The 23,206-nt window shown below is 69.5% G+C and carries 26 protein-coding genes; 15 read left to right on the top strand and 11 right to left on the bottom strand.

Annotated elements, in window-relative coordinates; translation table 11 throughout:
• Positions 1 to 60 precede the first annotated feature (60 nt).
• The 6 genes from G4D83_RS41865 to thiS all read right to left on the bottom strand — a co-directional run bounded on the left by G4D83_RS41865 (position 61) and on the right by thiS (position 4,972).
• Positions 61 to 1,245, bottom strand: a complete 1,185-nt coding sequence (locus G4D83_RS41865; protein WP_163870551.1) for a DUF4350 domain-containing protein — start codon at positions 1,243 to 1,245, stop codon at positions 61 to 63.
• Between the two features lie 142 nt (positions 1,246 to 1,387).
• Entirely contained in the window at positions 1,388 to 2,284 is an 897-nt protein-coding gene (locus tag G4D83_RS41860; RefSeq protein ID WP_163870550.1) for a DUF4129 domain-containing protein, read from the bottom strand.
• A gap of 14 nt (positions 2,285 to 2,298) precedes the next feature.
• Positions 2,299 to 3,327: a hypothetical protein gene (locus tag G4D83_RS41855; protein WP_163870549.1), complete on the bottom strand. Its 1,029-nt coding sequence runs from the start codon at positions 3,325 to 3,327 to the stop codon at positions 2,299 to 2,301.
• Entirely contained in the window at positions 3,324 to 3,971 is a 648-nt protein-coding gene (locus tag G4D83_RS41850; RefSeq protein ID WP_163870548.1) for a thiamine phosphate synthase, read from the bottom strand. Before G4D83_RS41850 ends, G4D83_RS41855 begins: the two co-directional genes overlap by 4 nt.
• A gap of 4 nt (positions 3,972 to 3,975) precedes the next feature.
• Entirely contained in the window at positions 3,976 to 4,758 is a 783-nt protein-coding gene (locus G4D83_RS41845; RefSeq protein WP_163870547.1) for a thiazole synthase, read from the bottom strand.
• Positions 4,759 to 4,771: 13 nt separating this feature from the next.
• Positions 4,772 to 4,972, bottom strand: a complete 201-nt coding sequence (gene thiS / locus G4D83_RS41840) for a sulfur carrier protein ThiS (RefSeq protein WP_163870546.1) — start codon at positions 4,970 to 4,972, stop codon at positions 4,772 to 4,774.
• 120 nt (positions 4,973 to 5,092) lie between these two features.
• On the opposite strand from thiS, the gene G4D83_RS41835 reads away from it, so the two are divergent.
• From G4D83_RS41835 to G4D83_RS41795, 9 genes are all read left to right on the top strand, one after another.
• Entirely contained in the window at positions 5,093 to 5,482 is a 390-nt protein-coding gene (locus G4D83_RS41835; RefSeq protein ID WP_240357117.1) for a hypothetical protein, read from the top strand.
• A gap of 11 nt (positions 5,483 to 5,493) precedes the next feature.
• Positions 5,494 to 6,024, top strand: a complete 531-nt coding sequence (locus G4D83_RS41830) for a hypothetical protein (protein ID WP_163870544.1) — start codon at positions 5,494 to 5,496, stop codon at positions 6,022 to 6,024.
• A gap of 55 nt (positions 6,025 to 6,079) precedes the next feature.
• A complete protein-coding gene (locus G4D83_RS41825) occupies positions 6,080 to 6,670 on the top strand; it encodes a hypothetical protein (RefSeq protein ID WP_163870543.1) in 591 nt (196 codons plus the stop codon).
• 286 nt (positions 6,671 to 6,956) lie between these two features.
• Positions 6,957 to 7,505, top strand: coding sequence for a hypothetical protein (locus G4D83_RS41820; RefSeq protein ID WP_240357116.1), 549 nt, complete (start codon positions 6,957 to 6,959; stop codon positions 7,503 to 7,505).
• 206 nt (positions 7,506 to 7,711) lie between these two features.
• Complete coding sequence (locus G4D83_RS41815) at positions 7,712 to 8,845, top strand: serine/threonine-protein kinase (protein WP_163870541.1); 1,134 nt, start codon at positions 7,712 to 7,714, stop codon at positions 8,843 to 8,845.
• Between the two features lie 75 nt (positions 8,846 to 8,920).
• On the top strand, positions 8,921 to 9,925 hold the full coding sequence (locus G4D83_RS41810) for a dipeptidase (protein WP_163870540.1): 1,005 nt from the start codon (positions 8,921 to 8,923) through the stop codon (positions 9,923 to 9,925).
• Positions 9,926 to 9,962: 37 nt separating this feature from the next.
• Complete coding sequence (locus tag G4D83_RS41805) at positions 9,963 to 10,346, top strand: hypothetical protein (RefSeq protein WP_163870539.1); 384 nt, start codon at positions 9,963 to 9,965, stop codon at positions 10,344 to 10,346.
• Positions 10,347 to 10,520: 174 nt separating this feature from the next.
• Positions 10,521 to 12,011: a hypothetical protein gene (locus G4D83_RS41800; RefSeq protein WP_163870538.1), complete on the top strand. Its 1,491-nt coding sequence runs from the start codon at positions 10,521 to 10,523 to the stop codon at positions 12,009 to 12,011.
• Positions 12,008 to 13,186 (top strand): ARPP-2 domain-containing protein, encoded by a 1,179-nt coding sequence (locus tag G4D83_RS41795; protein WP_163870537.1) that lies wholly within the window; start codon positions 12,008 to 12,010, stop codon positions 13,184 to 13,186. Before G4D83_RS41800 ends, G4D83_RS41795 begins: the two co-directional genes overlap by 4 nt.
• 3 nt (positions 13,187 to 13,189) lie before the next feature.
• Here the strand turns inward: G4D83_RS41795 and G4D83_RS41790 are convergent, their stop codons facing one another.
• Together G4D83_RS41790 and corA are read right to left on the bottom strand one after the other, a co-directional pair.
• Positions 13,190 to 13,975: an alpha/beta fold hydrolase gene (locus G4D83_RS41790; RefSeq protein ID WP_163870536.1), complete on the bottom strand. Its 786-nt coding sequence runs from the start codon at positions 13,973 to 13,975 to the stop codon at positions 13,190 to 13,192.
• A gap of 18 nt (positions 13,976 to 13,993) precedes the next feature.
• On the bottom strand, positions 13,994 to 14,935 hold the full coding sequence (corA, locus tag G4D83_RS41785) for a magnesium/cobalt transporter CorA (protein ID WP_163870535.1): 942 nt from the start codon (positions 14,933 to 14,935) through the stop codon (positions 13,994 to 13,996).
• 80 nt (positions 14,936 to 15,015) lie between these two features.
• On the opposite strand from corA, the gene G4D83_RS41780 reads away from it, so the two are divergent.
• From G4D83_RS41780 to G4D83_RS41770, 3 genes are read left to right on the top strand one after another with little or no spacing between them, the layout of a single operon-like run.
• On the top strand, positions 15,016 to 16,185 hold the full coding sequence (locus G4D83_RS41780; protein WP_163870534.1) for a hypothetical protein: 1,170 nt from the start codon (positions 15,016 to 15,018) through the stop codon (positions 16,183 to 16,185).
• Complete coding sequence (locus G4D83_RS41775) at positions 16,185 to 17,006, top strand: HAD-IIB family hydrolase (protein ID WP_163870533.1); 822 nt, start codon at positions 16,185 to 16,187, stop codon at positions 17,004 to 17,006. Before G4D83_RS41780 ends, G4D83_RS41775 begins: the two co-directional genes overlap by 1 nt.
• Before the next feature lie 4 nt (positions 17,007 to 17,010).
• Positions 17,011 to 18,207, top strand: a complete 1,197-nt coding sequence (locus G4D83_RS41770; protein ID WP_163870532.1) for a class I SAM-dependent rRNA methyltransferase — start codon at positions 17,011 to 17,013, stop codon at positions 18,205 to 18,207.
• Between the two features lie 60 nt (positions 18,208 to 18,267).
• Here G4D83_RS41770 and G4D83_RS41765 read toward each other — a convergent pair whose 3' ends face one another.
• From G4D83_RS41765 to G4D83_RS41755, 3 genes are read right to left on the bottom strand one after another with little or no spacing between them, the layout of a single operon-like run.
• Complete coding sequence (locus G4D83_RS41765; protein ID WP_420826700.1) at positions 18,268 to 18,774, bottom strand: hypothetical protein; 507 nt, start codon at positions 18,772 to 18,774, stop codon at positions 18,268 to 18,270.
• Between the two features lies 1 nt (position 18,775).
• Positions 18,776 to 19,207 (bottom strand): hypothetical protein, encoded by a 432-nt coding sequence (locus tag G4D83_RS41760; RefSeq protein WP_163870531.1) that lies wholly within the window; start codon positions 19,205 to 19,207, stop codon positions 18,776 to 18,778.
• 33 nt (positions 19,208 to 19,240) lie between these two features.
• A complete protein-coding gene (locus G4D83_RS41755; protein WP_163870530.1) occupies positions 19,241 to 20,179 on the bottom strand; it encodes a hypothetical protein in 939 nt (312 codons plus the stop codon).
• A gap of 186 nt (positions 20,180 to 20,365) precedes the next feature.
• Between G4D83_RS41755 and G4D83_RS47055 the strand changes: the two genes are divergently transcribed.
• From G4D83_RS47055 to G4D83_RS41740, 3 genes are all read left to right on the top strand, one after another.
• On the top strand, positions 20,366 to 20,998 hold the full coding sequence (locus G4D83_RS47055; protein WP_163870529.1) for an alpha/beta hydrolase: 633 nt from the start codon (positions 20,366 to 20,368) through the stop codon (positions 20,996 to 20,998).
• 161 nt (positions 20,999 to 21,159) lie between these two features.
• The gene (locus G4D83_RS41745) at positions 21,160 to 22,968 is read left to right on the top strand and encodes a S8 family serine peptidase (RefSeq protein WP_163870528.1); all 1,809 of its coding nucleotides are present in this window, start codon (positions 21,160 to 21,162) and stop codon (positions 22,966 to 22,968) included.
• Complete coding sequence (locus tag G4D83_RS41740) at positions 22,965 to 23,180, top strand: DUF5818 domain-containing protein (protein ID WP_163870527.1); 216 nt, start codon at positions 22,965 to 22,967, stop codon at positions 23,178 to 23,180. Before G4D83_RS41745 ends, G4D83_RS41740 begins: the two co-directional genes overlap by 4 nt.
• The last annotated feature ends 26 nt before the right edge of the window (positions 23,181 to 23,206 follow it).

The raw sequence follows: 23,206 nt of genomic DNA, 5'->3' as shown, positions 1-23,206 counted from the left end.
ATTCGAAGCACGCGGCGGTGAGGGGCTCGGCTGTGGAGCCCGTCATCGCCGCGCGTGCGCTCACGTCCGGATGACGGACTCCCGGCCTGTCACGGCGCGCTCCAGGTGCGCGTAGAGACGGGCCACGCGCGCGTAGTCCGCTGGCCGGATGGTGGGCTGTGCCACCAGTCGCGTCAGCTCCGCCTTCGCCTCCAGGTAGCGCGACGCGGGGATTCCGCCGCTCTCCTCGAGCAGTCGCGCGGCTTCCGCGTCGTCCAGGGTCGGGGAGATTCCCAGGCGCTCCTGCAACCGCTGACGAAGCGCTCTGTCCAGCTCTGGAAGCAGGTCCTTCTCCACCTTCGAGCGACGCATGAGCCAGCCCATGCTGCGCACGTACTCGAGGGCGGAGCGGTGTCTCTCCACCAGCACCGGCCTGGGCGCGCCAAAGCGCGTGCCACGCGAGAGGACGTAGACACCTCCCACGGCGAGCACCTGCGCGACGAAGACCCAGATGCCTCGGGACAGAGGAGGAGGGGGCGCGAGTTGATGGTGGTACTCGTCGATGACGAGCGGACCGCGCGCGGCGAGGGCGTTCCAAAGGCGCGCGTTGTCCAGCAGCTCCAGGCGACGATTCTCCAGCAGGTCCGCGCCGGCGAGGACGTAGACCTCGCCCTTGCCGAGCGCGCGCCGCCACACGGCCACCGCGCCGCCGAGTCCCGCGAGGGGCACCGCCTCCGGGTGGTCCATGAGCAGTCCCCGGTCCTGGGACGCGCGCAGGGCCGTCAGTCCCCGGAAGGGGCCCGCGCCCAACCAGATGTCCAGCGTGGTTCCGCCCGCGTCAGCGAGGTCCGTGGCCAGTCCGCGCTCACTCGCGGGCAGCAGCGGCCCTTCCTCGAGCCGAAGCCACGTCTCCAGCGCGGCCTGGTGCATGCCCAGCTCGCGCGTGGACAGGTACACCAGGGTGCCGCCCTCCTGGACGAAGCGCTCCACGGCGTCCACTTCCTCCTGAGTCACGGGCCGGCCCGTGGGGGCCGCGAGCACCAGCGTGCGCGTCCCGGAGGCGAGCGACTCCAGCGAGGTGAGCTGCGTGCTCACTGCGCGGCCGCCCTCGCGAAGGAACAGGTAGAGCGCGCGTGCGCCCTGGGGGCCCGGGTTGTCCACGGAGGGGACGGGCGAGTCGGGGGCCTCCTGGCGGGTGGACAGCCCCATCGCGAGCGCGAGCGCGATGAGCAGGCCGAAGACGGCGACGGTTCGCGCGTTCTTCATGAGGAGAGTTCCCTCGTCGCGAGAGTGCCGGCCGTGACACCGTGAGGCAACGCGTGCCTCATGCAGTGCTCTCTGTGCCCAACGTCTCGTGGATGCGTTCTCGTGGAGGCGTTTCCCATGACGCCACGAGGCCGTACGCGCCTCATGCCGCGACCTCCGTGCCCAGCGTCCCGTGGAGTCGCTCCACCGCCTCGACGAACCGCGTGGCCTCCGCCTCCGGAACCGGTGTCAGCGAATAGAAGGCGCGGTCGTACCAGGACATCAGTCGCTCGACTTCGCGAGTGACGGAAGCGGGAGCTCCGCGCGAAGGCAGTTCCGCCGCCAGCTCGCGGTTGGTCTTCACCCGGTCTGGTCGAGCCAGCCGGCGCTCCTCCAGCGAGGACAGGAGGCCCAGCAAGGCCTCGCGAATCGCCTCGCGCGCGTCCGAGGCAAGCGCCGTGCGAGCGCGCTTCAGGTGCTCTGGCGGAGCGTCCAGCACCAGCGGCGCGCCAGCGTCGGAGGCCCCCGGAGTTACGTTGCTTCCGCGCAGGCGCAGGGAGCGCAGCTTCAGCGCGCCCCACAGCACCAGTGCTATCGCGAACCCGAGCATCACCGCGCGCGTCGCCACCGCGAAGCCCTGCGCCTCACGCGACTCGAACAGGCCCTCCAGCCACGCCTCCAGCTTGCGAAGCAGTTGCTTCACGACGTCGCCGTGGCGCTGTCGGGCGCGGGAGAACTCAGGCCTGTCGAGCACTGCCGTGAGGCGCTCGCGCTCCTCTCCAGACAGGTCCTCCACGTCCTCCTTCGACGCGGCCTCCTGTTGCTCCAGCGCGCAGGCCTGCTCCAGGAAGTCCGCCACCTGTCGGGCCCGCTCGGGCGGTTTGGCGTCCTTCTTCGAGGGGGGCAGGGGCATGCCGCCCAGGCGCCGCCCCAGCTCCGCCACGGCCGGGGCCAGCTCCGAGGGGCGGGCCTGGGCCGTCTCTTCCAGGGCGCGAGTGGTGGCCTCACGCTCGTCGCAAGGCAGGGAGGCCAGCAGCAGCAACAGGGGCAGGCTTGTCACGGAAGAACTCGACGTCAGGCCGCGAGAGGCGACGACGGCTCCGCGCCCAGCCGCTGCTCCAAGTCCAAGGCCTCCCGCCGCACGCGCAGGTCCAGGTAGAAGAACGAGCAGACGACGAAGTTGACCGGGGAGAAGAAGGCCTGCGCGGCCACCTGGAGGATCTCCACGGGCACCAGCAGGAGCTGCGGCGTGCGCGCCATGGTGTCCGCCGCGAAGGGGTTTCCATAGGGCATCATCACCAGCCACGAGGGGATGCCGAAGAGCAGGTGCACCGAGAAGAGGATGAGGCTCACCACGGTGAAGAGAATCATCCCTCGCACCATCACCCGTCCCAGGAAGCCCGGCTCCACGCGCCCCGACAGCATCGCGCCCGAGCGCTTGAACGCGCCCCACGCCCCCAGGTCCTCCATGGCGAGCGCGGGAGGAAGCAGCAGGAAGCGAAGGAAGTACCAGAGGATGGCCCCGAGCAACCCCAGGGCCAGCAGCAGTCCGCCCACCACCAGCAGCACGATGCCCAGCACCTTCGAGTCCATGGCCGTGGCGACACCACCCGCCACCATCAGCACGGTGCCGGGGATGCTCGCCACCAGCGTCACCAGCGTCGACCACCCGAGCGACAGGAGGAAGGCCCCCGTCACCGCGCCCACCTTGGACAGGCTCCGGCGCAGGCTGTCCGCCGGGCTCACGGGCGTGCCGAGCAGCGCGGACAGCACGTAGCGGGCGCTCGCCACCATGGCCAGCCAGTAGCTCCAGATGAGGAACGTGAACAGCCCGCACCAGAGCACCAGTGACAGGCTCGCCTGTCCCATCATCTCCAGCGGCGCTTCCTTGGCGACGGCGTCCTTGTCCGTCACGTAGAGCATGGGCGTCAGCCAGCGCGTCAACTGGAGCGTCGCCTTGGTCGCGATGTAGTTGACCAGGGCGTAGCCGAGGCTCAGCACGAAGAGGGGCTTGAGGTGGCCGCGCCAGAAGGTGACGGAGCGGTCAATCAGCTCGCCCAGGGCAAGGGGGCGCAGCTCGGGGACGGAGGGAGTCGGAGTCACGGGACGCGCAGCATAGCCCGGGGCGCGCATGCGGCCAGCAGTGCTCGCGTCGCCCGGGCCGGGTCCTCCGCCTCCAGCACGGCGGAGATGACGGCGAAGCCCGCCGCGCCGGTGAGCCTGCTCGCCCTCTCCGCGGTGATTCCTCCGAGCGCGAGTGCGGGGCAGGGCAGGTGCGCGGCCAGCGCGGCGAAGCCCTCTGGGCCGAGCGTCGTCCGGGTGTCCCCGGGCTTGGAGCCGGGAGCGAACACAGGGCTCACCAAAGCCAGGTCCGCGCCGAGCGCCGCCCGGGCCTCGCGCGTGTCATGGACGGCCACGCTGACGAGCCGTCCGGCGGGCAGGTGAGGGCGGACGTCCTCGGCCGTAGGGCCGTCCGAGGGCAGATGCAGATGCGCGCCCACGAGGAGGGCGACGTCCAGCCGGCCGTTGACGAACAGCGGATTGCCTCGGGACTGGCAGAGCGCGGCGAGGACCCGCGCGTCCTCGAGGAATCGGCGCCCGGTGGCCGCTGGATGGCGGTGCTGGACGGCGACGTCGGGCCCCGCCTCGAGCGCGCGGGAGAGCGCGCCGAGGAGTTGCTCGCGGGGCAGGCGCCAGTCGGTGATGACGACGAGCCGGGGGAGGGCGGGCGTCACCGGAAGGGGCATGGTGCTACTGGACGATGCCTTCGAGCGGGCTGGACGCGGAGCCGTAGGCCTTCCTGGGGATGCGGCCGGCGAGGTACGCGTCCCGGCCCGCCTCCACGGCCTTCTTCATGGCGACGGCCATGCGCACCGGGTCCTGTGCGCCGGCGATGGCGGTGTTCATCAACACGGCGTCCACGCCCAGTTCCATGGCGATGGCCGCGTCGGACGCGGTGCCGACTCCGGCGTCGACGATGACGGGCACCTTCACCGTCTCCAGGATGAGCCGGAGGTTGTGAGGGTTGCGGATGCCCAGACCGCTGCCGATGGGGGCGCCCAGCGGCATCACCGCCGCGCAGCCCGCGTCCTCCAGCTTGCGCGCGGTGATGGGGTCATCGCTGGTGTAGGGCAGCACGGTGAAGCCCTCCTTCACCAGGATGCGGGCCGCCTTCACCGTCTCCTCGACGTCCGGGTAGAGCGTCTTCTCGTCGCCGAGGACCTCCAGCTTGACCCACTTGCTCATGCCCAGCTCCTCCGCGAGCCGGCAGGTGCGCACCGCGTCGTCGGCCGTGTAGCAGAGGGCGGTGTTGGGCAAGAGGCGCAGCTTTTCGCGGTCGATCCAGCGCATGAGCGAGGCCTCGCCCGTGGCCTTCAAGTCCAGCCGGCGCACGGCCACGGTGACCATCTCCGTGCCGGAGGACTCGTGGCAGCGCTTCATCACTTCGTGGCTGGGGTACTTCCCCGTCCCGAGGATGAGGCGGGAGGTGAAGGTCACCCCCGCGATGGTGAAGGGCTTGTCCTGGATGCTCATGGCCATCTCCTCGCTACCCGCCGCCGACGAAGGTGACGATCTCCACTCGGTCCCCGGGCTGGAGGTGATGCTCGGGGTGGCGGGCGCGGCGCACCACCTCGGCGTTCACTTCCACTGCCACGCCCGGACCGCCGACTCGCAGCGATTCCAGCAGCGCCGAGAGGGTGATGGCCTCCGGCACCTCGCGCGTTTCTCCGTTGACCCAGACCTGCACGGCGTCACGGCTCCTTGCGATGGGGACCCGGGGACGCACTACAGGGGGCCCTACCGTGCTGTCAACGCACACTCCGCCAGTACGTTCGCCATCGTCACCGGTATACTCGACGCCATGCTCATGGCTCCCAGCAGGCTTGTCTCCATCGCGCTCGTCGTCGCGCTCGGGCTGCCCCTCACCGCGCTGGCGGACGAACCGGTCGCCACGCTGGACGCTCCCGTCCGAGCGCCGACGCCCGTGCTCCACGGCCATCGTTATGCCTTCGTCGCCGGCGGCGTGCTCGCCCTGGGCGGACTGGGGTTGGGCTTCTTCGCGCAGGGCGAGGCCAAGCGCGCGCAGAGCCTGTCGTCGGCGCGCGATGCCAGCGAGACGTTGGACCGGGCCCGCTCGGCCTCCACCGCCGCGAACTTGATGTACGCCGCCGCGGGAGCCGCGGTGCTGTACGGTCTGGTGTTGGAGCTGCTGCCCGACGAGGCCGCCGAAAAGGCGAGCCTCACCTACCACTTCTGAACGAGCCCCCCGTGGCCCTCCGCTCTCCTGTCCCCCTCCTGGCCTGCGGCGCCGTACTCGCCGCCGTGGCCTGCTCCCTCAACGTGGATGACCTCGCCGGCAAGGTCTGCACGGACAACTCCGAGTGTCCCGCCGCCTATGCCTGCACCGCGCTGGGCGCCGATGGTGAGCGCACGTGCGAGGTCATCTACCCGCCGCACTACACGCAGGCCGACGGCGGCGGCGTGGATGCGGGGCCGGTGCCCACGTACTGCAAGGACATCCAGCCCATCCTCGCCGCCACGTGCGTGAGCTCCTGCCATGGCGAGGACACCAGTGGGAGCAGTCAGCCGTCGTTCCGGTTGGACTACTACGAGCCGACGGGCAACGGCCTCCCCGGCGCGCGAGCCAAGGCGCTGCGCATCCGGGTGCGCGCGTCGGACCTGAAGGACATGCCTCCCGCCGGCAGCCCGGCTCCCTCCGCGGAAGAGCGCGCGCTGATTGCACGCTGGGTCACCGGGGGCGCTCCGCTTTGCGACGCTCCGGCCGACGCCGGGCCCTGAAGTCTCCGTCGTACCCCCTCGCTTTCAGGTTCCAGGTTCCAGGACGAGCCCCATCATGAAGAAACTCCTCGCGAGCGCGGCCGGCGTCGTTGCGTTCACCGTGGCCTGCACCATCGACGTGGCGGACTTCACCGGCAAGACGTGCGAGACGGCCAGCGACTGTCCCGACACGCACACCTGCGTCGCGGTGCGACAGGGACAGGGCCGGACGTGCGAGGTGCTGGGGCTGCCCGGCATTCCCGACGCGGGGGATGTCGACGCGGGGCCGGTGCCCACGTACTGCGACGACGTGCAGCCCATCCTCGCCGCCAGTTGTGTGAGCAAGTGCCACGGCGCCGATACCAGCGACAGCGCGCAGACCTCGTTCCGGCTGGACTACTACGCCCCCGCGGATGGTGGAGCGGACGGCGGGGGACTGCCGGGCGCTTTCGCGAAGGCTTCGCGAATTCGCGTGCGCACGTCCGTGTTGCAGGACATGCCGCCCGAGGTCAGCGTCGTCCCGCAACCCACCGCCGCTCAGCGCGCCATCATCGCGCGATGGGTGGAGGGTGGAGCGCCCTTCTGCGGCGACGCGGGCAGCGACGCGTCGGATGGTGGCACCGCTGACGGTGGCCGCGGGGATGGTGGAGCCGACGCCGGGCCGTGATCGCGCGAGGTGGGAATGAAGCGTGCCTGCCTGGGCACCTTCGTTCCCCGCGCGGGCTAGTACCGGGGATTGTTCCCACGGAGAGCGGCCGGGCGACCGGGGCCCTCGTGCGTAGATCGACGCCCCTGTGTCTTCCAAACGCTTCGCGCAAGCCCTGTGCAAGTGCGAGAGGAGCGCTCACTTTCTGCCCAACACCGGGAGACATGCTCTCCCGCAAGCCTACCGAAAGGGGCGGAACAAAATGCGCAAGCTCATGATGGCGGTCGGTGCGGTTGCGGCTCTGGCGATGGTTTCCGGTTGCAGCAAGCGGGACAACGTCGCGGAGCAGCAGCAGGACGTCGCGGAGGCGCAGACGGAGGCTCGCCAGGAGACGGCGCAGGCCCGTCAGGAGGAGCAGCGGGACATCGCTGACACGCAGCGCAACGCGCAGGAAGACATCGCGGAGACGCATCGCGAGGCGAACAAGGAGATCGCCAGCGCCCAGGAGGACGTCCGCGATGAGCAGAACGACCTGGCCGAGGCGCAGCGCGACTTGAACGAGGACCTGGCCACGGGCGGCTCCGGCGCGGCGGGGGCCACCATGGCCGCCACCAGCGTCCAGGGCCGCGTGCTCTCCACCAGCGGTGACTCGCTGACCCTGGTGGACACCACCAACAACCGTCAGCTCAAGCTGAAGACCAACGACCAGAGCCGCATCCTCCAGGACAACCGCGCCGTGAAGGTGAAGGACATCAAGGAGGGTGACCAGGTCCGCGCCTCGTACGTGCTGGACGGCAAGGACATGGTGGTCCGCGAGCTGAGCGTCACCAAGGTCGTGACGCCCACCAACCAGTAGTCCGCCGCTGTTGGCGGTTCGTCTCCCGTAACGGATGGACCCGGGGCGGCTCCCACTTCGGTGGGGGCCGTTCCCTTTTTTCCCTGAATCCATTCCAAGAGGTTGGAAGGGCGTGTCGGACCTGGGTGGTAGGAAGGATGCGTGGGGTTTCCTCACGCCTTCCCAACCTTGGGGAGGACCTTCATACCCTGGAGCAGTCATTCGAAATGGGCACCCACCACCCTGCACAACCCCCTGCCAGACCTTTCATCCTCTTCACCACCGGCGCCACGGCGTACGAACTCATCCGGTACCTGGGCGCGCGCGGCTCGGGAGAGCTGCTCATCGCGCGCAGGCACTACCTGGACACGCCAGGAGACCTGGTGCTCATCAAGCGCCTGCAAGACGCGGGCGACGAATTGGGACGGGCGCGGCTTCGCGAGGAGGTCAAACTGTTGATGCGGCTGTCCCATCCGGCCATCGCCCAGGTGTTCCTGGTGCGGGTGCATGAGGGGCTGCCCCACCTCGTCATGGAGTACGTGGAGGGGCAGAGCCTGGAGACGCTGGTCAGCTTCGCGGCGCTGCGGCGGCGGCCGCTCTCGGAGGCGTTCGCCGCCTATGTGGGCGCGGAGGTGGCGGACGCGCTCCACCACGCGCACACGCTGGAGGATGATCGCGGCCGGCCGCTGGGACTCGTCCACCGCGACGTCAGTCCGCGCACGCTGCGGCTGGATGTGAGAGGCCACGTGAAGCTGGCGGACTTCGCCCTGGCCTGGGCCCGGCTACCGGGGCGTGTGGCCACCGAGGCCCACGTCATCCGGGGAGACCTGGCGTACGCCTCTCCGGAGGCGCTGCTGCGTCAGCCGCTGGATGGACGCTCGGACCTGTTCTCGCTGGGCGTGGTGCTGCTGGAGCTGCTCACGGGGTTGCATCTGCTGGACCTGGAGGCGGTGGAGCGCGCGGCGCTGGCGGCCGGTCCGGCTCCGGACGCGGAAACACTCCTGGCGGAGAGCCCGAGCTGGCTGTCAGCGCCCCAGATGGCGGCGCGCATGGCGTGCTTCGCTCCGGAGCACGTGGACCACGCCACGCGCGCCGTGTCCTCGCCCCTGCGGGCCATCCTCGCGCGCCTTCTGCGCCGCGAGCCGGAGGAGCGATTCCAGACGGCGCTGGAGCTGCGGGACTCGCTGCGCGCGGTGCTGGTCGGACGGGGCTACGCATACGGGCCTTCAGAGGCCGCCCGTGAGGCGAATCAGGTGCGTCTGGACGCGCGCTCCCGGAGGCGCTCCGCGGACGTGTTGTCCTCGGACGAGGGGCTCCCCACCGCGTCGGGGCTGGGTGGCGCGTCCATGGCCGGGTCGTGAGCGGGGTGTTGGCGGAGAGCGGGGCGTGGGAAGGGTGCTTGTCTGGCGCGCGCGGACAGGCAGACTGATGCGCCTATGGGCGACGTGAACGAACTTCACCAGCGCTGGTGCATCGCGGACGGGCACGCGGACTCCCTCATGTGGAACCGGGACTTGTGCGCGCGCTCGGACGAAGGGCACGTGGACTTTCCCCGGCTGCGGGAGGCGGGGGTGAAGCTTCAATGCTTCACCATCGTCACCCGGGGCTTTCCGTTCATCGGTGGCTTCCCGGTGTTCGCCGCGTGGCGCGGCTGGCCCCGGGAGGCACGCGCGAGCGAGTGGACTCGCGCCCTCTGGCAGATTGAGCGCATGGAGGAGTTCTGCCGTCGTTCCGAGGACGCGGCGCGCATCACCACGACGGCGTCCCTCCTGGAGGACAACCTCGCCCGGGGGCGGCTGTCCGCGGTGCTGGGCGTGGAGGGCGGGCATGCGATTGAAGGACAGGTGGAGCGGCTGGCGGAGCTGCACCGCCGGGGCGTGCGCTTCATGGGGCTCACGCACCTGTCGAACAATGACCTGGGAGGCTCCTCCTTCCCGATGATGGGCAACCGGGGCCTGACGTCCCTGGGGCATCAGGTGATGGAGGAGATGGCCCGGCTGGGGCTGAGCGTGGACGTGGCGCACGCCTCCGAGCGCACGTTGGAGAATCTCTTCACCCACCCCACGGTGCGGTTCTTCTGTTCGCACACGGGCGTGCGCGCCGCGGGGGGAGGGTGGCGCAACTTGAGCGACGCCTCGCTGCGCTTCATCGCGGACCGGGGCGGGGTGGTGGGCATCATCTTCGCCCCCGTTTATCTAGGGGGTGACGCGGTGGATGACGTGGTCCGCCACATCGAACACGCGGTGGACGTCATGGGCGAGGAGGGCGTGGGCCTGGGTTCGGATTACGACGGAATGGTGCCGCTGCCACGGGGGATGAAGGACGTCACCGACTTGCACCTGCTCACCACGGCACTGCTGCGCCGACATCCAGAGTCCTGGGTGGAACGAGTCATGGGAGGAAATTTCCGGCGTTTCTTCCAGTCGACACTGGGTGGTTGACCGGCGGCGGTCCGCTCGAAATATTGGCCGCAAGCTCATGAACCGCTCTCTCTTCGTCCTTGTGTCCGTCGTTGGCTCCCTCCTCCTCTCCGGCTGCGGTGGCGCCAGCGCGGGAGACAGTTGTGATGAGGCGGGCACCTTTGTCTGTCAGGAGAATGTCCTCGCCCTGGAGTGCCGCTCCGGGACGTGGCGGGAGGTCCCCTGTCGCGGGCCGCTCGGTTGCCGCGAGTCCGACGAGGCCGTGCGGTGCGACACCTCCGGCAACGCCGCGGGGGATGCCTGCTCCTCCAGCTCCGAGGGCCGGGGGCTGTGCCGCCAGGATGGCAAGGCCGTGCTGGAGTGCCGCCAGGGGACCCTGGTGGAGACGGCGACGTGTGCCTCTTGCGAGGTCGACAACTCCGAGGTGACGTGCCAGCCGTGAGGCGCTGAGGGCGGGCGTCAGGACTCTTCGGGACAGGACGTGTGGTAGCGTCGGAGCCGCCGCTCGCGGGACTCCGATGCGACTTCCGATTCAAGCCTTTGGAGCCTGACACGCTGGTCGTTTCACTTCTCCCCGAGCGGCGCTCCTCTCTCCTGTCTGGAGGCAGTGCGCGCGATGGCCGTGGCCGCCGAAGTCCGCATCGAACAGGTCGCCCGCGAGGACCTGGTGATGTTCGTCAACGCGTGTTTCTCCTGCACGGGTCAGCGGGAGTTCTACGGTGACGCACGCGGGCAGTCGGTCTCCATCGAGTTCCTGCACCAGTACATCCTCGGCAACTACCGGCGGCTGTACCGGCGCACGCTCGCCGCGGGCATCAACCACTTCAACCAGGCGCAGATCATCCTCAACCTGCTCGCCGTCGGCAGTCCGGCGGACCCGGTGGAGCGCCAGGAGGAAGGCTCGCTCATCGCCGCCGCGCTGCGCGGTCTGCCGACGCAGCGGGCCTTCCGGGTGCTGGAGTCCTTGCGCTCGCGGCACATCAACAACCGCCGCGCCCGAGCCATTGCCCGCGAGTACCTGGCGGGGCGCTCGAATCTCCCCTTCGATGCGGTGAAGTACCGCGCCAAGCTGCGCGCGGCGGTGGTGCATGGCCACCTGAAGCTGGACGGTGAGCTGGGCCCGTTCCTCTTCCATGGCTGGAAGAAGCGCGTCTACACGCAGCCGTTGCTGGAGACGTTCCGCAAGGCCCACTTCGCCCAGGAGGCGCTCTACGAGCTGCCCTACACCGTGGCGGAGGGGTTGGCGCAAAAGCACGGCGTCCCCCGGGACGTGTTCCTCCAGCGAATCGAGCCCCGGCTCACCCAGGCGGAGCGGCTGCGCCTCCAGGAATCCGCCGCGCGCCACGGCGCCGTGGAGCCTCAGGTGGACCTGTCGCGCGCGCCGCTGACGAAGCTGGCCCTCTATGTCCTGTCGATGAAGGACGAGGTCCGCGAGGCGCGTCGGGACGAGCTGCACACCGCGCTGGAGCGTGCGTCCGCGCGGGTGCTGGCGCGGGCACCGGCCTCTCTCGGGCGTGTGGCGGCGGTGCTGGACAACAGCTACTCCTCGTCGGGCTCGCTGCAGAAGCGGCGGCGTCCACTGGGCGTGGCCCTGGCGTCGCACTATTTGCTGTCCGCCTCCGCGCGCGAGTACCGCGCCTTCTGGACGTGCCCCGTGGAGGAGCCGTTGCTTGTCACCGCGCGCGGGCAGACGGACCTCGCCACGCCGCTCCTGGACGCACTGGCGTGGGGCGCGGAGCTGGTGGTCATCGTCTCCGACGGCTACGACAATGACCCGCCCAAGGCCGTGGCGGAGCTGACGCGGGTGTTCCGCGAGCGGTTGGACCCGGGGCGCCGCACGGCGCTGGTGCACGTCAACCCCGTCTTCGACGCGGAGGAGTACTCGCCGCGCTCGTTTGGTGGCGCGGTGGCCACGGTGGGCGTGAGGGATGCGGAGGACGTGCCCACGGTGCTGGGCTTCGCGCGCTTCGCGGAGGGCACCGCGTCGCTGGCGGAGCTGGAGCGCTACCTCTCCGCGAGGGTGGTGTCCTGGCTGGAGCGGGACGCACACAGGATCGCCAGCGCGGCACCGGGAGTGTCCGTGAGTGTGGAGGAGGGCGAGGCATGACGGACACGCGACTCATTCAACGCCTGGAGCCGAAGGGCCTGCGGCTGGCGCCCTCGCAAGTCTTCGGCCGCATCCGCCTGGTGCCGGTGCTGCGGGACGAGGTGAAGGGAGACCTTCGCTTCGCGCGGAGGGACTACTCGGACGCGCCGCTGTCGGTGGTGGCCCTGGAGGGCGCGCCGACGAGCCGAGGGCTCAAGTACGTCTCCTATATTCCGCACGGCATGGTGGTGAGCTGGGGCAACCGACAGGCGGAGGCCGTCTACGGCACGCGCCTGCAGGCGCCCGAGGGCAAGAAGGTGAAGGTGGGCCCGTTCTCCGTGCGGCTGCTGCACAGGATGGTGCACCGAGAAGACCGCAACCAGTTGCGCATGCTGCCGCTGCACCTCGCCATGGAGGGCTTCCTGGCGCTGCATTTCGGCGGGCCGGATATCGCCTGGGCGGAGTATTCGCGGGAGGCCCTGTCCCACGGGCTGAGTCCGCGAGTCGAGGGCGTCGTACCCGGGTGGGCCAGCTCCGCGCTGGACGGCGCGCTGCGCACCTTCGAGGTCCACGAGCAGCAAGTGGGGTTGCTGTTGTTCAACGCGGATGAGCTGCTCTCCGCATTCGTCGTCGCGCATCCGGACGACTACCGGCTGCTGCACCGCACGCTGCTCGAAGACTTCTACGGGGACCTGCTGCTCCAGTACGGATATCTGCTGGAGGCCCCGGAGCTGGGCCTGCCCCTGGACGCGAAGCGCGTGTCCAGCGTGGAGGACCTTCGCACGGAGGTGGCGCGCATGCGCGCGGACTGGGCTGCCTTCCACGGCTTCATGGCGGGCGGGCTGTTCGGCGTGGAGGTGACGTCGCGCAAGGTCTACGAGGCCGGGCCCTTCCTGCTCCAGCACTTCCACACCAGCCTGGTTCCCTCGGAGGAGAACCACCTGGGCGAGGCCATCGTCGGCCCCGATGGCACCCTGGAGTACCTCAAGACCTACCGCCTCTCGGCCGCGCAGACGCGCAGGGCATATCTGCTGCAACAGCTCGCGGCGTCCTCGTGGAACATGGAGGACACCGCGGAGAAGCTCGGCTCCACCCGACAGGAACTGCTCCTCCGACTCCACAACGCGGGCTTCGGCTACCTGCTCAAGGACCATGTCCTGGAGGAGGCCCGGCGCTCGAAGGCGCGAGGCTCCTGAGCTTCAGCGCAGCGACGAGAGGAACGTGTCGAGCGCCGCGTTGACCTTCTCCGGCCGCTCCTGGTTGGACAGGTGCGCGGCGCCGGGGATGACCTCCAGCTTCGCTCCGGAGACGAGGTCCACCATCTGCTTCGCCTTCTCCAGCGGGGTGATGGCGTCGTGCTCGCCCACCACCACCAGCGCGGGTCCGGCATAGCGCGCCAGGATGTCCTTGCTGTCCGGGCGCAGCGCCATGCCTCGCTGAGCCGCGGCGATGCCCTCGCGAGAGGCCGTGCGAATCTGCGCCTCCACCACGCGCCCCACCGGCGAGTCCGGAGGCGAGGAGATGAGCTTGGGCATCAGCGCCTGGATGACGGCGTCGTGTCCCTTCTCCAGGGCCTCTTTCGCGGAGGCCTCCCGCTTCGCCTTGCCCGCGTCGTCATCGGCGGTGCACTGCGTGTCCATCAGCACGAGGCCCGCCACCCGGCCCGCGTCCTCGCGCAACAGGGCCATGGCCGCGTAGCCACCCATGGACACGCCGCCCACCACGGCCCGGTCGATGTTCAGCGCATCGAGCAGCCCCAGCGCGTCGCTCGCGATGCGGGACATCTCGGTGGGGCCTTCACCAATCTTGCTCTGACCGAAGCCCCGGATGTCCGGGACGATGAAGCGGTAGCGCCCGGACAGGGCCTTCACCTGGGCGTCGAACGCGTCGCCGTTGAGAGGGAAGGCGTGTAGCAACAGCACGGCCAGACCCTGGCCCACGTCGCGGTAGTGCAGCGGGATTCCATCCACGGTGACGGTCAGCATGCGTCCTCCAAGCGGGGCTCAGAGCCACTGCTTGTGCTTGAACCAGAAGAACAGGCCCACGGGCAGGGCGATGATCATCACCCACATGGCGATGTATGCCCCCCGACTCGACAGCGCATCGAAGTTCTGCCCGAAGAATCCGACGATGAACGACAGCGGCAGGAAGATGGTGGCGAAGATGGTGAGCTGCTTGGTGATGTCGTTCGTCTTGTTGGCCACCATGGACAGGTAGCCGTCCATGACGTTGCCCAGGATGTCGCGCCCGGCATCAATCTGCTCGTACAGGCGCACCAGGTGGTCATACACGTCGCGGAAGTAGAGGGTGGTGCGCTCGTCGACGTAGGGGATGCCCCGCCGCGCCATCAGCCCCACCACGTCCCGCTGCGGTGACAGCACCCGCCGTAGCTGCACCAGCATCCGCTTCATCTCGAAGATGCGCTGCAGGTGGGACTTCTCCGCCCGCTCGAAGATGGACACCTCCAGGTCCTCCAACTCGTCGCTGAAGGTGTCGAGGATGGGGAACTGCGCATCCACCAGTCCATCCGCCAGCAGGTAGAGGACGAAGTCCGTGCCGCGCCCGAGCGTCGAGTTCGGGTCCGAGCGGATGCGCTGCTGGACGGCCTCCAGTCCCGCGAAGGGCAGCTCGTGCACGGTGATGATCCACTCCTTCGCGAGGAAGAAGTGGTGCTCATGCAGCGTCAGCTCGCACACGTCCTTCCCGGCGGTGAACCCCTGGAGGACGATGAAGACATGGTTCGGGTACTCCTCCAGCTTGGGCCGCTGGTCCAGGTGGAGGCAGTCCTCGACGGCCAGCTTGTGGAGGCCGAAGCGCTCGGCCAGTCGTCCCATCACCGCCTCGTCGGGGTGGAGGACGTCAATCCACTTCCGGCCCTCCTCGGCGAGCAGTTCCTCACCCCCGGTGAAGAGGGTTCCGTCCTTCAGCAGACAGACCTGGATCATCCCGTAGCGCTCCCGGGCCTTGCGGCGCGGCCCCGGTCCGAGTGCTAGAACTCCCCCGCGCGGAAGTCGAGCGCTAGAGTGTGCCCCCCGTGTCCGCTGACGCCGATAACCCGCAGACCTCCCTGACCCCAAGGCTCGAGGAAATCCTTCAGGCCCACCCCGACCGCGTCTTCGCGGGCCGGCTGCGCAAGGTGTACGCCGCCGCCGCCCAGGCCATTGGCCGGCTGAGTGACATGGACCTGGTGAAGTACGAGACGCCGGTGGTGGACTCCAGCCCGGACCTCTCGCTCTGGGAGGAGATGGCGCCCGTCATCCGAGACACGGTGATGGACGTCAACGCCCTGTTGAACGTCATCCGCGAGCAGTTCCCCGCGCAGTCCTCGGAGGGGCTCGCGGACCTGATGCGGGAGATGGACGGCGCGCCTTCCAAGGACCCATCCGCGCTGCTCCGGGAGGCGATGTCGCAGCTTGCCCAGGGCGTGACCCAGCTCGGCGAGGCGATGCGCAACCCCTCCGTGGTGAGCGACAGGTGGACGCTGCTGGCGGAAATCCAGCGCTTCCGGGCGCGCTTCCGCGAGGAGGTCAGCAACCTCGTCTTCGAGACGGCGAGCACCTTCGGAGAAGTGACGCGGGCGCAGGTGGTGCCTGGGCACGAGGCGGAGGTGAAGGCGGCGGTGACGGTGCGCGCCATCACCGCGGACCTGGGCCGCATCCTCACGGCGCGGCACAACAAGGTTCGCGAGGCGGAGCCCGAGGACGTGCAGTGGAACGCTCAGCAGCTCCAGACGGAGATGGACGCCTTCGGCCGCACGGCCGCGTACCGGAACCTGCGCGCGCAGGACAAGCGCCACATCGTGGAGATGCGCGCGGAGGTAGGGCGGCTGGCGATCCTGCCCAACCCCGCCCGTGAGGACCTCATCAAGGTGGTGAGCGAGCTGGACGCGTTCGTCCGGGGCCTGTCCGCCGTGAATCAGCGCCAGGTGCTCATCATCCATGACCGCGAGGTGTGGGCCTCCTGCGGCGTGAAGCTGGAGCGGGCCTCGTCGCTGGTGGACTCGGACGCGCCCGTCTCCGCCCGTCTCCTGGCCGAGGCCGCCGCGAGCGCCCAGTCCCTCTACGGGCGGGCCTCCGACCTGGACGCGTTCCTGCGCAAGGTCCGCAAGCAGCCCCTGGCCCAGCTCACGGGCCCGGAGCTCGACGCCACCATCTCGGTCTTCCAGGGACTGTTGGCCCAGTTGGACGTGATGTGATGGCGGCGTCCAGCAAGGTGGAACCGCGCCCGCTGCGCGAGGCGGACCTGTCCCGTGTCGAGGGCGTCTTCACGGACGTGGATGGCACCCTCACCACCGGCCACAAGCTGCGCTCGGACACCGTGCGGGCCCTGGAGCGGTTGTCCGCGGCCGGGCTGCGCGTGGTGCTGGTGAGCGGCAGGCCGGCGGGGTGGGGCGAGGCGTGGGCGCGGCAGCTCCCGGTGGATGGCGTCATCGTGGAGAACGGCGGCCTGTTCTTCCTGCGAGGCAAGCGAGGGCTGCGCAAGGTGTACCTGGAGGCGCCGGCCGAGCGTGTGGCGAACCGGCGTCGGCTCGAGAAGGAAGTCGGGCGGGTGCTGAAACAGGTCCCCGGGGCGCGGCTGTCGGTGGACAGCGCGTACACGGAAGTGGACCTGGCCGTGGACTACAACGAGGAGGCCCGCCTGGGTGAGGCGGGGGCGGCGCGCATCGAGGCGCTGCTGCAGGCGCGCGGGGTGACGGCGGTGCGCTCGTCCGTGCACGTCAACTGCTGGCTCGGTCGCTTCGACAAGCTGACGGCGACGCGGCGCTTCGCGCGGGTGGCGTGGGGCGAGCGGCTGGAGCCTCGGGATGGCCGTTACGTGTATGTAGGGGATTCTTTCAACGACGCCCCGATGTTCCAGGCTTTCGAACTGGGCGTGGGCGTGGCCAACGTGCGCGCGGTGTTGGACCGCATCGACGCGCCGCCGGCTTTCATTACAAGGGCAGCCGAGGGGAAGGGTTTCGAGGAGCTGGCTCGGGCCCTCCTCGCTCGGCGGGGCCGTGGGGCTCGTGAGGAGTGACACCGTGAATGTCGTGAAGCTGGAGCTGGCGCGGGGACTGGGGCGCCACCTGCGCGCGGGACACCCGTGGGTGTTTCGCAAGGCGCTGGAGCACATCCCGAGGATCCCCGCCGGCAGCGTGGTGGACCTGACGGAGAACGGGAAGTTCGTCGCGCGGGGGTACTACGACCCTCACTCCGCCATCGCGGTGCGGGTGCTGACGCGTGACTCGCGGGACACGGTGGACTCGGGCTTCATCACCCGACGCGTGCGGCGCGCGCTGGCCGAGCGCCAGTCCCTCATCGACCTGACGGACACGGACAGCTACCGCCTGATTCACGGCGAGGGCGACGGGCTGCCGGGCGTGGTGGTGGACCTCTACGCGGGCTGGGCCGTGATGAAGCTGTATTCGGCGGGCCTGACGCCGTATCGCCCGCTCATCGTCGAGGCGCTCAAGGCCGGCATCCCTGGCCTCAAGGGCATCGTCGGTCGCGATGAAGTGGCGCGGGACGACGTGGAGGAGGACGAGGGCCGAGGCTCGGGGCGCATGCTGTACGGGCCCGACGCGCCGGAGCAGATCGCCATCCGCGAGCGCGGCGTCACCTTCATGGTGGACGTGTGGCGCGGCCAGAAGACGGGATTCTTCCTGGACCAGCGGGAGAACCGTCACCTCATCCGTCGACTGGCCAAGGGCCGGGACGTGCTCAACTGCTTCAGCTTCAGCGGCGGCTTCTCCGTCAACGCGGCGTTGGGCGGGGCGAACACGGTGTTCTCCGTGGACATCGACCCGGAGGCCATCGCCCTGGCGCGCGAGAACTTCACCCGCAACGGGCTGCCCGCGGAGAAGCATGACTTCCTCGCGGCGGACGTGTTCACGGTCATCCAGTCCTTCAAGGACGAGGGCCGCACGTTCGACCTCATCATCCTGGACCCGCCGGCCTTCGCGAAGAGCCAGCGCGCGGTGCAGGCGGCCCTGGATGGGTACGCGTCCCTGAATCGGCAGGCGCTGAACCTCCTGCGGCCCGGAGGCCTGTTGGCCACGGCGTCGTGCTCGGCGCGTGTGACTCCCGAGGACTTCATCGGCGCGGTGCGCGAGGCGGGCTTCAAGGCCGGCGTCGACCTGGCACTCGTCGAGGAGCGCTACCAGCCTCCGGACCACCCGGTGCGGTTGCAGTTCCCCGAGGGCAAGTACCTCAAGTTCTACGTGCTTCAGGCGGTGTAGCGCCGCCGCTCTCGTGGGCCCGGGATTCCGCCCGGGCCCGCGTGCGAGGGCAGGCGCTTGTCAGGTCCCGAAGACGCGCGAGGCCACGCGGTCCAACACCGTGGTACCCCAGTCGAGGCTGGCCTTCATGAGCCGCTCCATCTCCTTCGTGAACTCGGCGCCCGAGGGCATCTGGGCGTAGTTCCGGCTCAGGAAGAGGCTCTTGTTCTCCGTCTCGAAGTCCACCGTGCCGCCGCCCGCGTCGGCGCCTTCCTGGGCTTCCTTCTGGAAGCCGTCGATGACACCCGGCTTGGGGTCTTCACGGAAGCGGTAGACGAGCGCGCTGCACTCCAGCACCTGCGTGTCCGCGTGGTGCTCGAAGTAGAGCTGCGCGCTGCCCACCATGGTGCCTCCCAGGCCGTTCTCGTTGAGGCCCTCGCTCATCCCGGCGCCCTGCGTCTGCAGGTACCAGCGGACCAGCGCTCGCGCGGCCTCGCGAGTCATGGGGCCGCCCGGAGGCGGCGGGGGCTTGGCGAGGCCGATGGTGGCCAGCAGCCACTGGAGATGGCGGGAGAACGCGAGGGCCATGTCAGGGGGACGGAGTCGGGATGACCTTCGAGGCGACGCGCTCGAACACGGTGTCACCCCAGAGGAGGCTCGCCGCCATCAGCTTGCTCAGCTCGGAGGCGAACACCAGGTCAATGGGGCGCGTCGTGTACGTGCGACTGAGAAAGAGGCTCTTGCTCTCCGACTCGAAGTCGACCGTGCCGCCGCCCGTGTCCGTGCCGGCCTTCTGCTCGTCGCGGAAGCCGTCGAGGACGCCGGGGCGGGGCGCGTCGCGGAAGCGGTAGATGAGGGCGCTGCACTTCAGCTCGCCCGAATCGGTCGAGTGCTCGAAGTACACCTGCGCCTCGCCGACCACGGCTCCGCCGAGCCCCTTCTGATTGAGACCGGGGCTCAGGGGAGCGCCCTGAGCCGTCAGGTACGACTGCACCAGTTGAGTTGCCTCGTCACGCGTCATGGCTGTCTATCTACCACGACTGACGGGAGGCTCTCAGAACTGGCCGGCCCGGGCCTGCTCGAAGGGCACGCGGTGGTTGAGGTACGTGTCGGTCAGCGAGTGGGCACCGGAGAAGACGGTGTCCTCGGAGAAGTAGTGCACCTGCGCGCCCTTGCCCGCATGGCGGAGCAGGTCACCAGGCGTCCACCCCTTGCTGCCCAGACCGAAGAGGGTGGGGACCGCGTCGCGGTTGTTGACGTAGTGCACGTAGTTGGGGCCGTCCGGGTAGGTGCCGGCCGCCGCGCCGAACGTCTCGACGTTCAGCTTGCTCATCGTCTGCTGGACCTGCGCCGGGGACATCCCATCTTCGATGCGCAGCCGGCGCGCCACGTCGGACAGCGCGCGCGAGGTGATGAGGCCGCCCTGGCTGTAGCCCACCAGGTGCACGTCCCGGCCCGCCTTCAGCTCGCCGTAGATGGTGTCAGCCAGGGTGTCCACGGCGGGGTTGGTGCCCTTGTCCATCTTGTCCTTCACGCACTGAAGGATGTCGGAGATGGTGCCCTCGGTGGCGTTGTGGATGCCGATGGCGCGCATGCCCGTCCGGTCCGCCAGCGCCTGCAGCTCCCCGCCCTGCTTGTCCTTATCGGTGCGGATGCCGTTGGTGTAGATGACCGTGGCCGTCGCGTTCGGGTTGTTGCGAGGCGTGACGGCGGGGATGTCCTTGAGCGGCGTGCCGGGCTCGAACGTCTGGCCATTCGCGCCCACCAGCTTGCCGTCGTAGACCTTGTCCTTCGAGCCGGCCGGAGCGGTGAACACCTTCGCGACGGAGGCGGTGTTCGCCGCCTTGCTGTCGAAGCCGTCAACGACCGCGTTCGTGCGCTGCGCCGTCGGCTGCACCGCGGGCGTCGCCGCCGTGTTCGTTTCAGCCGTGCGCGCGACGTTCGTCCGAGGGGTGGTGCCGACGAGGGTACGGCCGCGCTCGATGGTGCTCATGGGGGGAGGCTCCAGCGGTCAAAAATGGGGGATGGAAGAAAAGTCCTTGCCCCATTGTCCCAGGAACCCGTCTGAAGTTGCGCACAAACGCGGTAATTCGCTTCAAACGCTGAATTCCGACGCGCCGTGTCAAAGCTCTCCGGAGAGGTATCGGCTCGGCGAGAGCCCTCCTAAGGTGTGGGTGACATGGTCCAGAAAGGTCAGTTCCTGGAGCGCTCCACCCTGGTTCCGGTGGGCTCGGTGGTGATGGAGGGCACGGCGCATCGCGGCAAGCGCGCGCCCCCGTTGCTCATCATCCCGCCGAGACCGGACGAGGGTGGGGGGATGGATCACGTCATCGCGGCGGAGCTGGCCTGGGCGGCGGCGAGCGCGGGCTTCCCCACGCTGCGGTTCAACCACCGGGGTGTGGGCGCGAGTCAGGGGCCTCGGGGCAAGGACCTGGCGCTGCTCGAGGACGCCGAGGCGGCCATGCGGGTGCTGCTGGAGACCGCGGGGACGAGTGCCCTGGCGGTGGCGGCACTCCACGGAGGAGCCCAGGTGGCCCTGGCGCTCCAGGCGAGGTTCCCGGCCGTGGGCGGGCTGTGCCTCGTGGCGCCGGCGGACGTGGATGCCTCGGTGCTGGGGCGGGTGACCTGCCCGTTGTTGGTGGTCCAAGGGGAAGAGGACCAGCGGATGCCCCGGGCGGCGGTGTCGGCGGCGGTGGCGCGGGCCGGAGGGGACTTCGAGGTCATCGACGAAGCGGGTGCGACGTTCCAGCGCAACCTGCCGCAGGTGGGACGGGCGGTGTCCACATGGCTCCAGCGGCTCTCCGGCGGATGACCGATGCGCTGCAACCCAGCGGACTTCTTCACATTTCTTCAGCCTCCCGCACTTGCACGCCGGGAGAGCGGACGTACAGACTGTCTGTGCAGACCCAATCGTTTCGCCGTTCGTTCGTAGGGTCTTCCGGAAGCGTGCCTCGTTCCTCAAGGAGTAGCCCGATGCGGATGGTGCGATGGACCCTGGGTGGCGCCGCGCTGGCCCTGGCCGTGACGGTAGCCCCTGCGTGCAAGTCCGCGGAGAGCGACGCCGAGCGTCCGCCCGCGCCTCCCGCCTCGCTCGACAACCTGGCTGACGACGTGGACGTCGTTCCCCACGCCATCCTCGTGGACTTCAAGGACGGCACCACGAAGGCCGAGTTCGACGCCTGGGAGGCTGACTGGGGCGTGGACCTGGAGCTCAACTCCGTGGAGAGCGCCGATGAGGCCCTCACCCTGGCCGTGGGCGTGGACGACGTGCAGGGCGTGCTGGAGCGCATCCGCCAGCACCCGAGCGTCGAGGCCGCCGAGCCGCTGATGGAGGTCCGCGCCAGCTACACTCCGAATGATCCGGAGTACACGCGGCAGTGGAACCTGAAGATGATCGACATGCCCAAGGCGTGGGAGCGCAGCCGGGGCAAGGGCGTGGTGGTGGCGGTGCTCGACACCGGCATCGCCTACGAGGACCACGACGACTTCAAGCAGGTGCCGGACCTGAAGGGCGTGAAGTTCGTTCCCGGCTACGACTTCGTGAACGACGACGAGCACGCCAACGACGACCACGGGCACGGCACGCACGTGGCGGGCACCATCGCCCAGGCCACCAACAACGGTGAAGGTGTCGCGGGCGTGGCCTTCGAGGCGACGCTGATGCCAGTGAAGGTGCTCAACCACTTCGGTGGTGGCACCACGGCGGACATCGCGGACGCCATCCGCTTCGCGGCGGACAAGGGCGCCAACGTCATCAACATGTCGCTGGGCGGTGGCGGCTATTCGCAGGTGATGGCCAACGCGGTGGAGTACGCGCGCAAGAAGGGCGTCACCGTGGTGGCCGCGGCCGGCAACGGCGGTCGCGCGCGCGTGGAGTTCCCCGCGGCCTATCCCGGTGCGGTGGCGGTGTCGGCGGTGGGGCCGGATGGCTCGCTCGCGCCGTACTCCTCTTACGGCAAGGAGCTGGATATCGCGGCGCCCGGTGGTGACAAGCGAAAGGGCGACGAGGGCGGCATCCTCCAGAACACCATCGACCCGAGAGATCCGTCGCGCTCCGTCTACGCCTCGTACCAGGGCACCAGCATGGCCACGCCGCACGTGGCCGCGGTGGCCGCGATGCTGTACGCGGCGGGCGCGAAGACTCCGGACGCGGTGGAGAAGGCGCTGTATGCCGGCGCGGCGAAGGTCGCGGACCAGGCGTGGACCGAGCAGTACGGCCACGGTCTGCTCAACGCGGAGGCGTCGCTCGCGTCGCTGGGCGGCGGGATGTCGCGTTGGCCGCCGCTGTACTGGGCGCTGGGCCTCTTGGCCTTCGTGTTGTTGACCCTGCGCGGCCGTGAGCGCCCGGGCTACCTCAACGCGCTGCTGCGTCCGGCCTTCTTGGTGCCGCTGCTCCTGTCCACCGTGGGCGTGTACTTCGTGCGCACGTGGTTCGTGAGCTCCTCGGACGTGGCGGGGAACGTGGTGGAGATGGCGTCGCTGCCCATCCCCGACTGGGAGCGCATCATCTTCGGCCGGGGGCGCACGGTGAGCCCGCTGTTCTACAGCGCGCTCATCCCGGTGCTGCTGTCGCTGCCGGCCATCGGCTGGAAGGGCCTGCGTCCCGCGGTGGGCGGACTCGCGCTGGGCTTCGCGGGCTTCCTGGCGTACTCGGCCTGGGCCGGCGCGCCCGCGCTGTCGTGGATGCCCTTCACCTTCCTGGCGAAGCCGTGGCTGGGCTTCAACACCGTCCTCTGCATCGTCGTCGCCCGGGCCATGCTGAAGAAGGAGGACGCGCCTTGAAGCTCTCCGGGCGCGTGGTCTTCCGGGACGTGGAGACAGGCGTCTGGGTGCTGGAAGGTGATGACGGCACCACCTACCAGCTCGCCGGTGGCGACCGGAAGATCAAGAAGGACGGCCAGCGCATCGAGGCCGAGGGCGACGTGGACCGCGACGTGCTTACCAGCTCCATGGTGGGCCCCGTGTTCAACGTCAGCTCGTATCGCTTCGTCTGAGGCTGGAAGGGGAGCGGCCCCACGCG

The sequence above is a fragment of the Myxococcus eversor genome, from assembly GCF_010894455.1.
GTDB classification, from domain to species: Bacteria; Myxococcota; Myxococcia; order Myxococcales; family Myxococcaceae; genus Myxococcus; species Myxococcus eversor.
The sequence above is the reverse complement of the archived record's forward strand: the minus strand, read 5'-3'. Positions and strand labels throughout refer to the sequence as shown.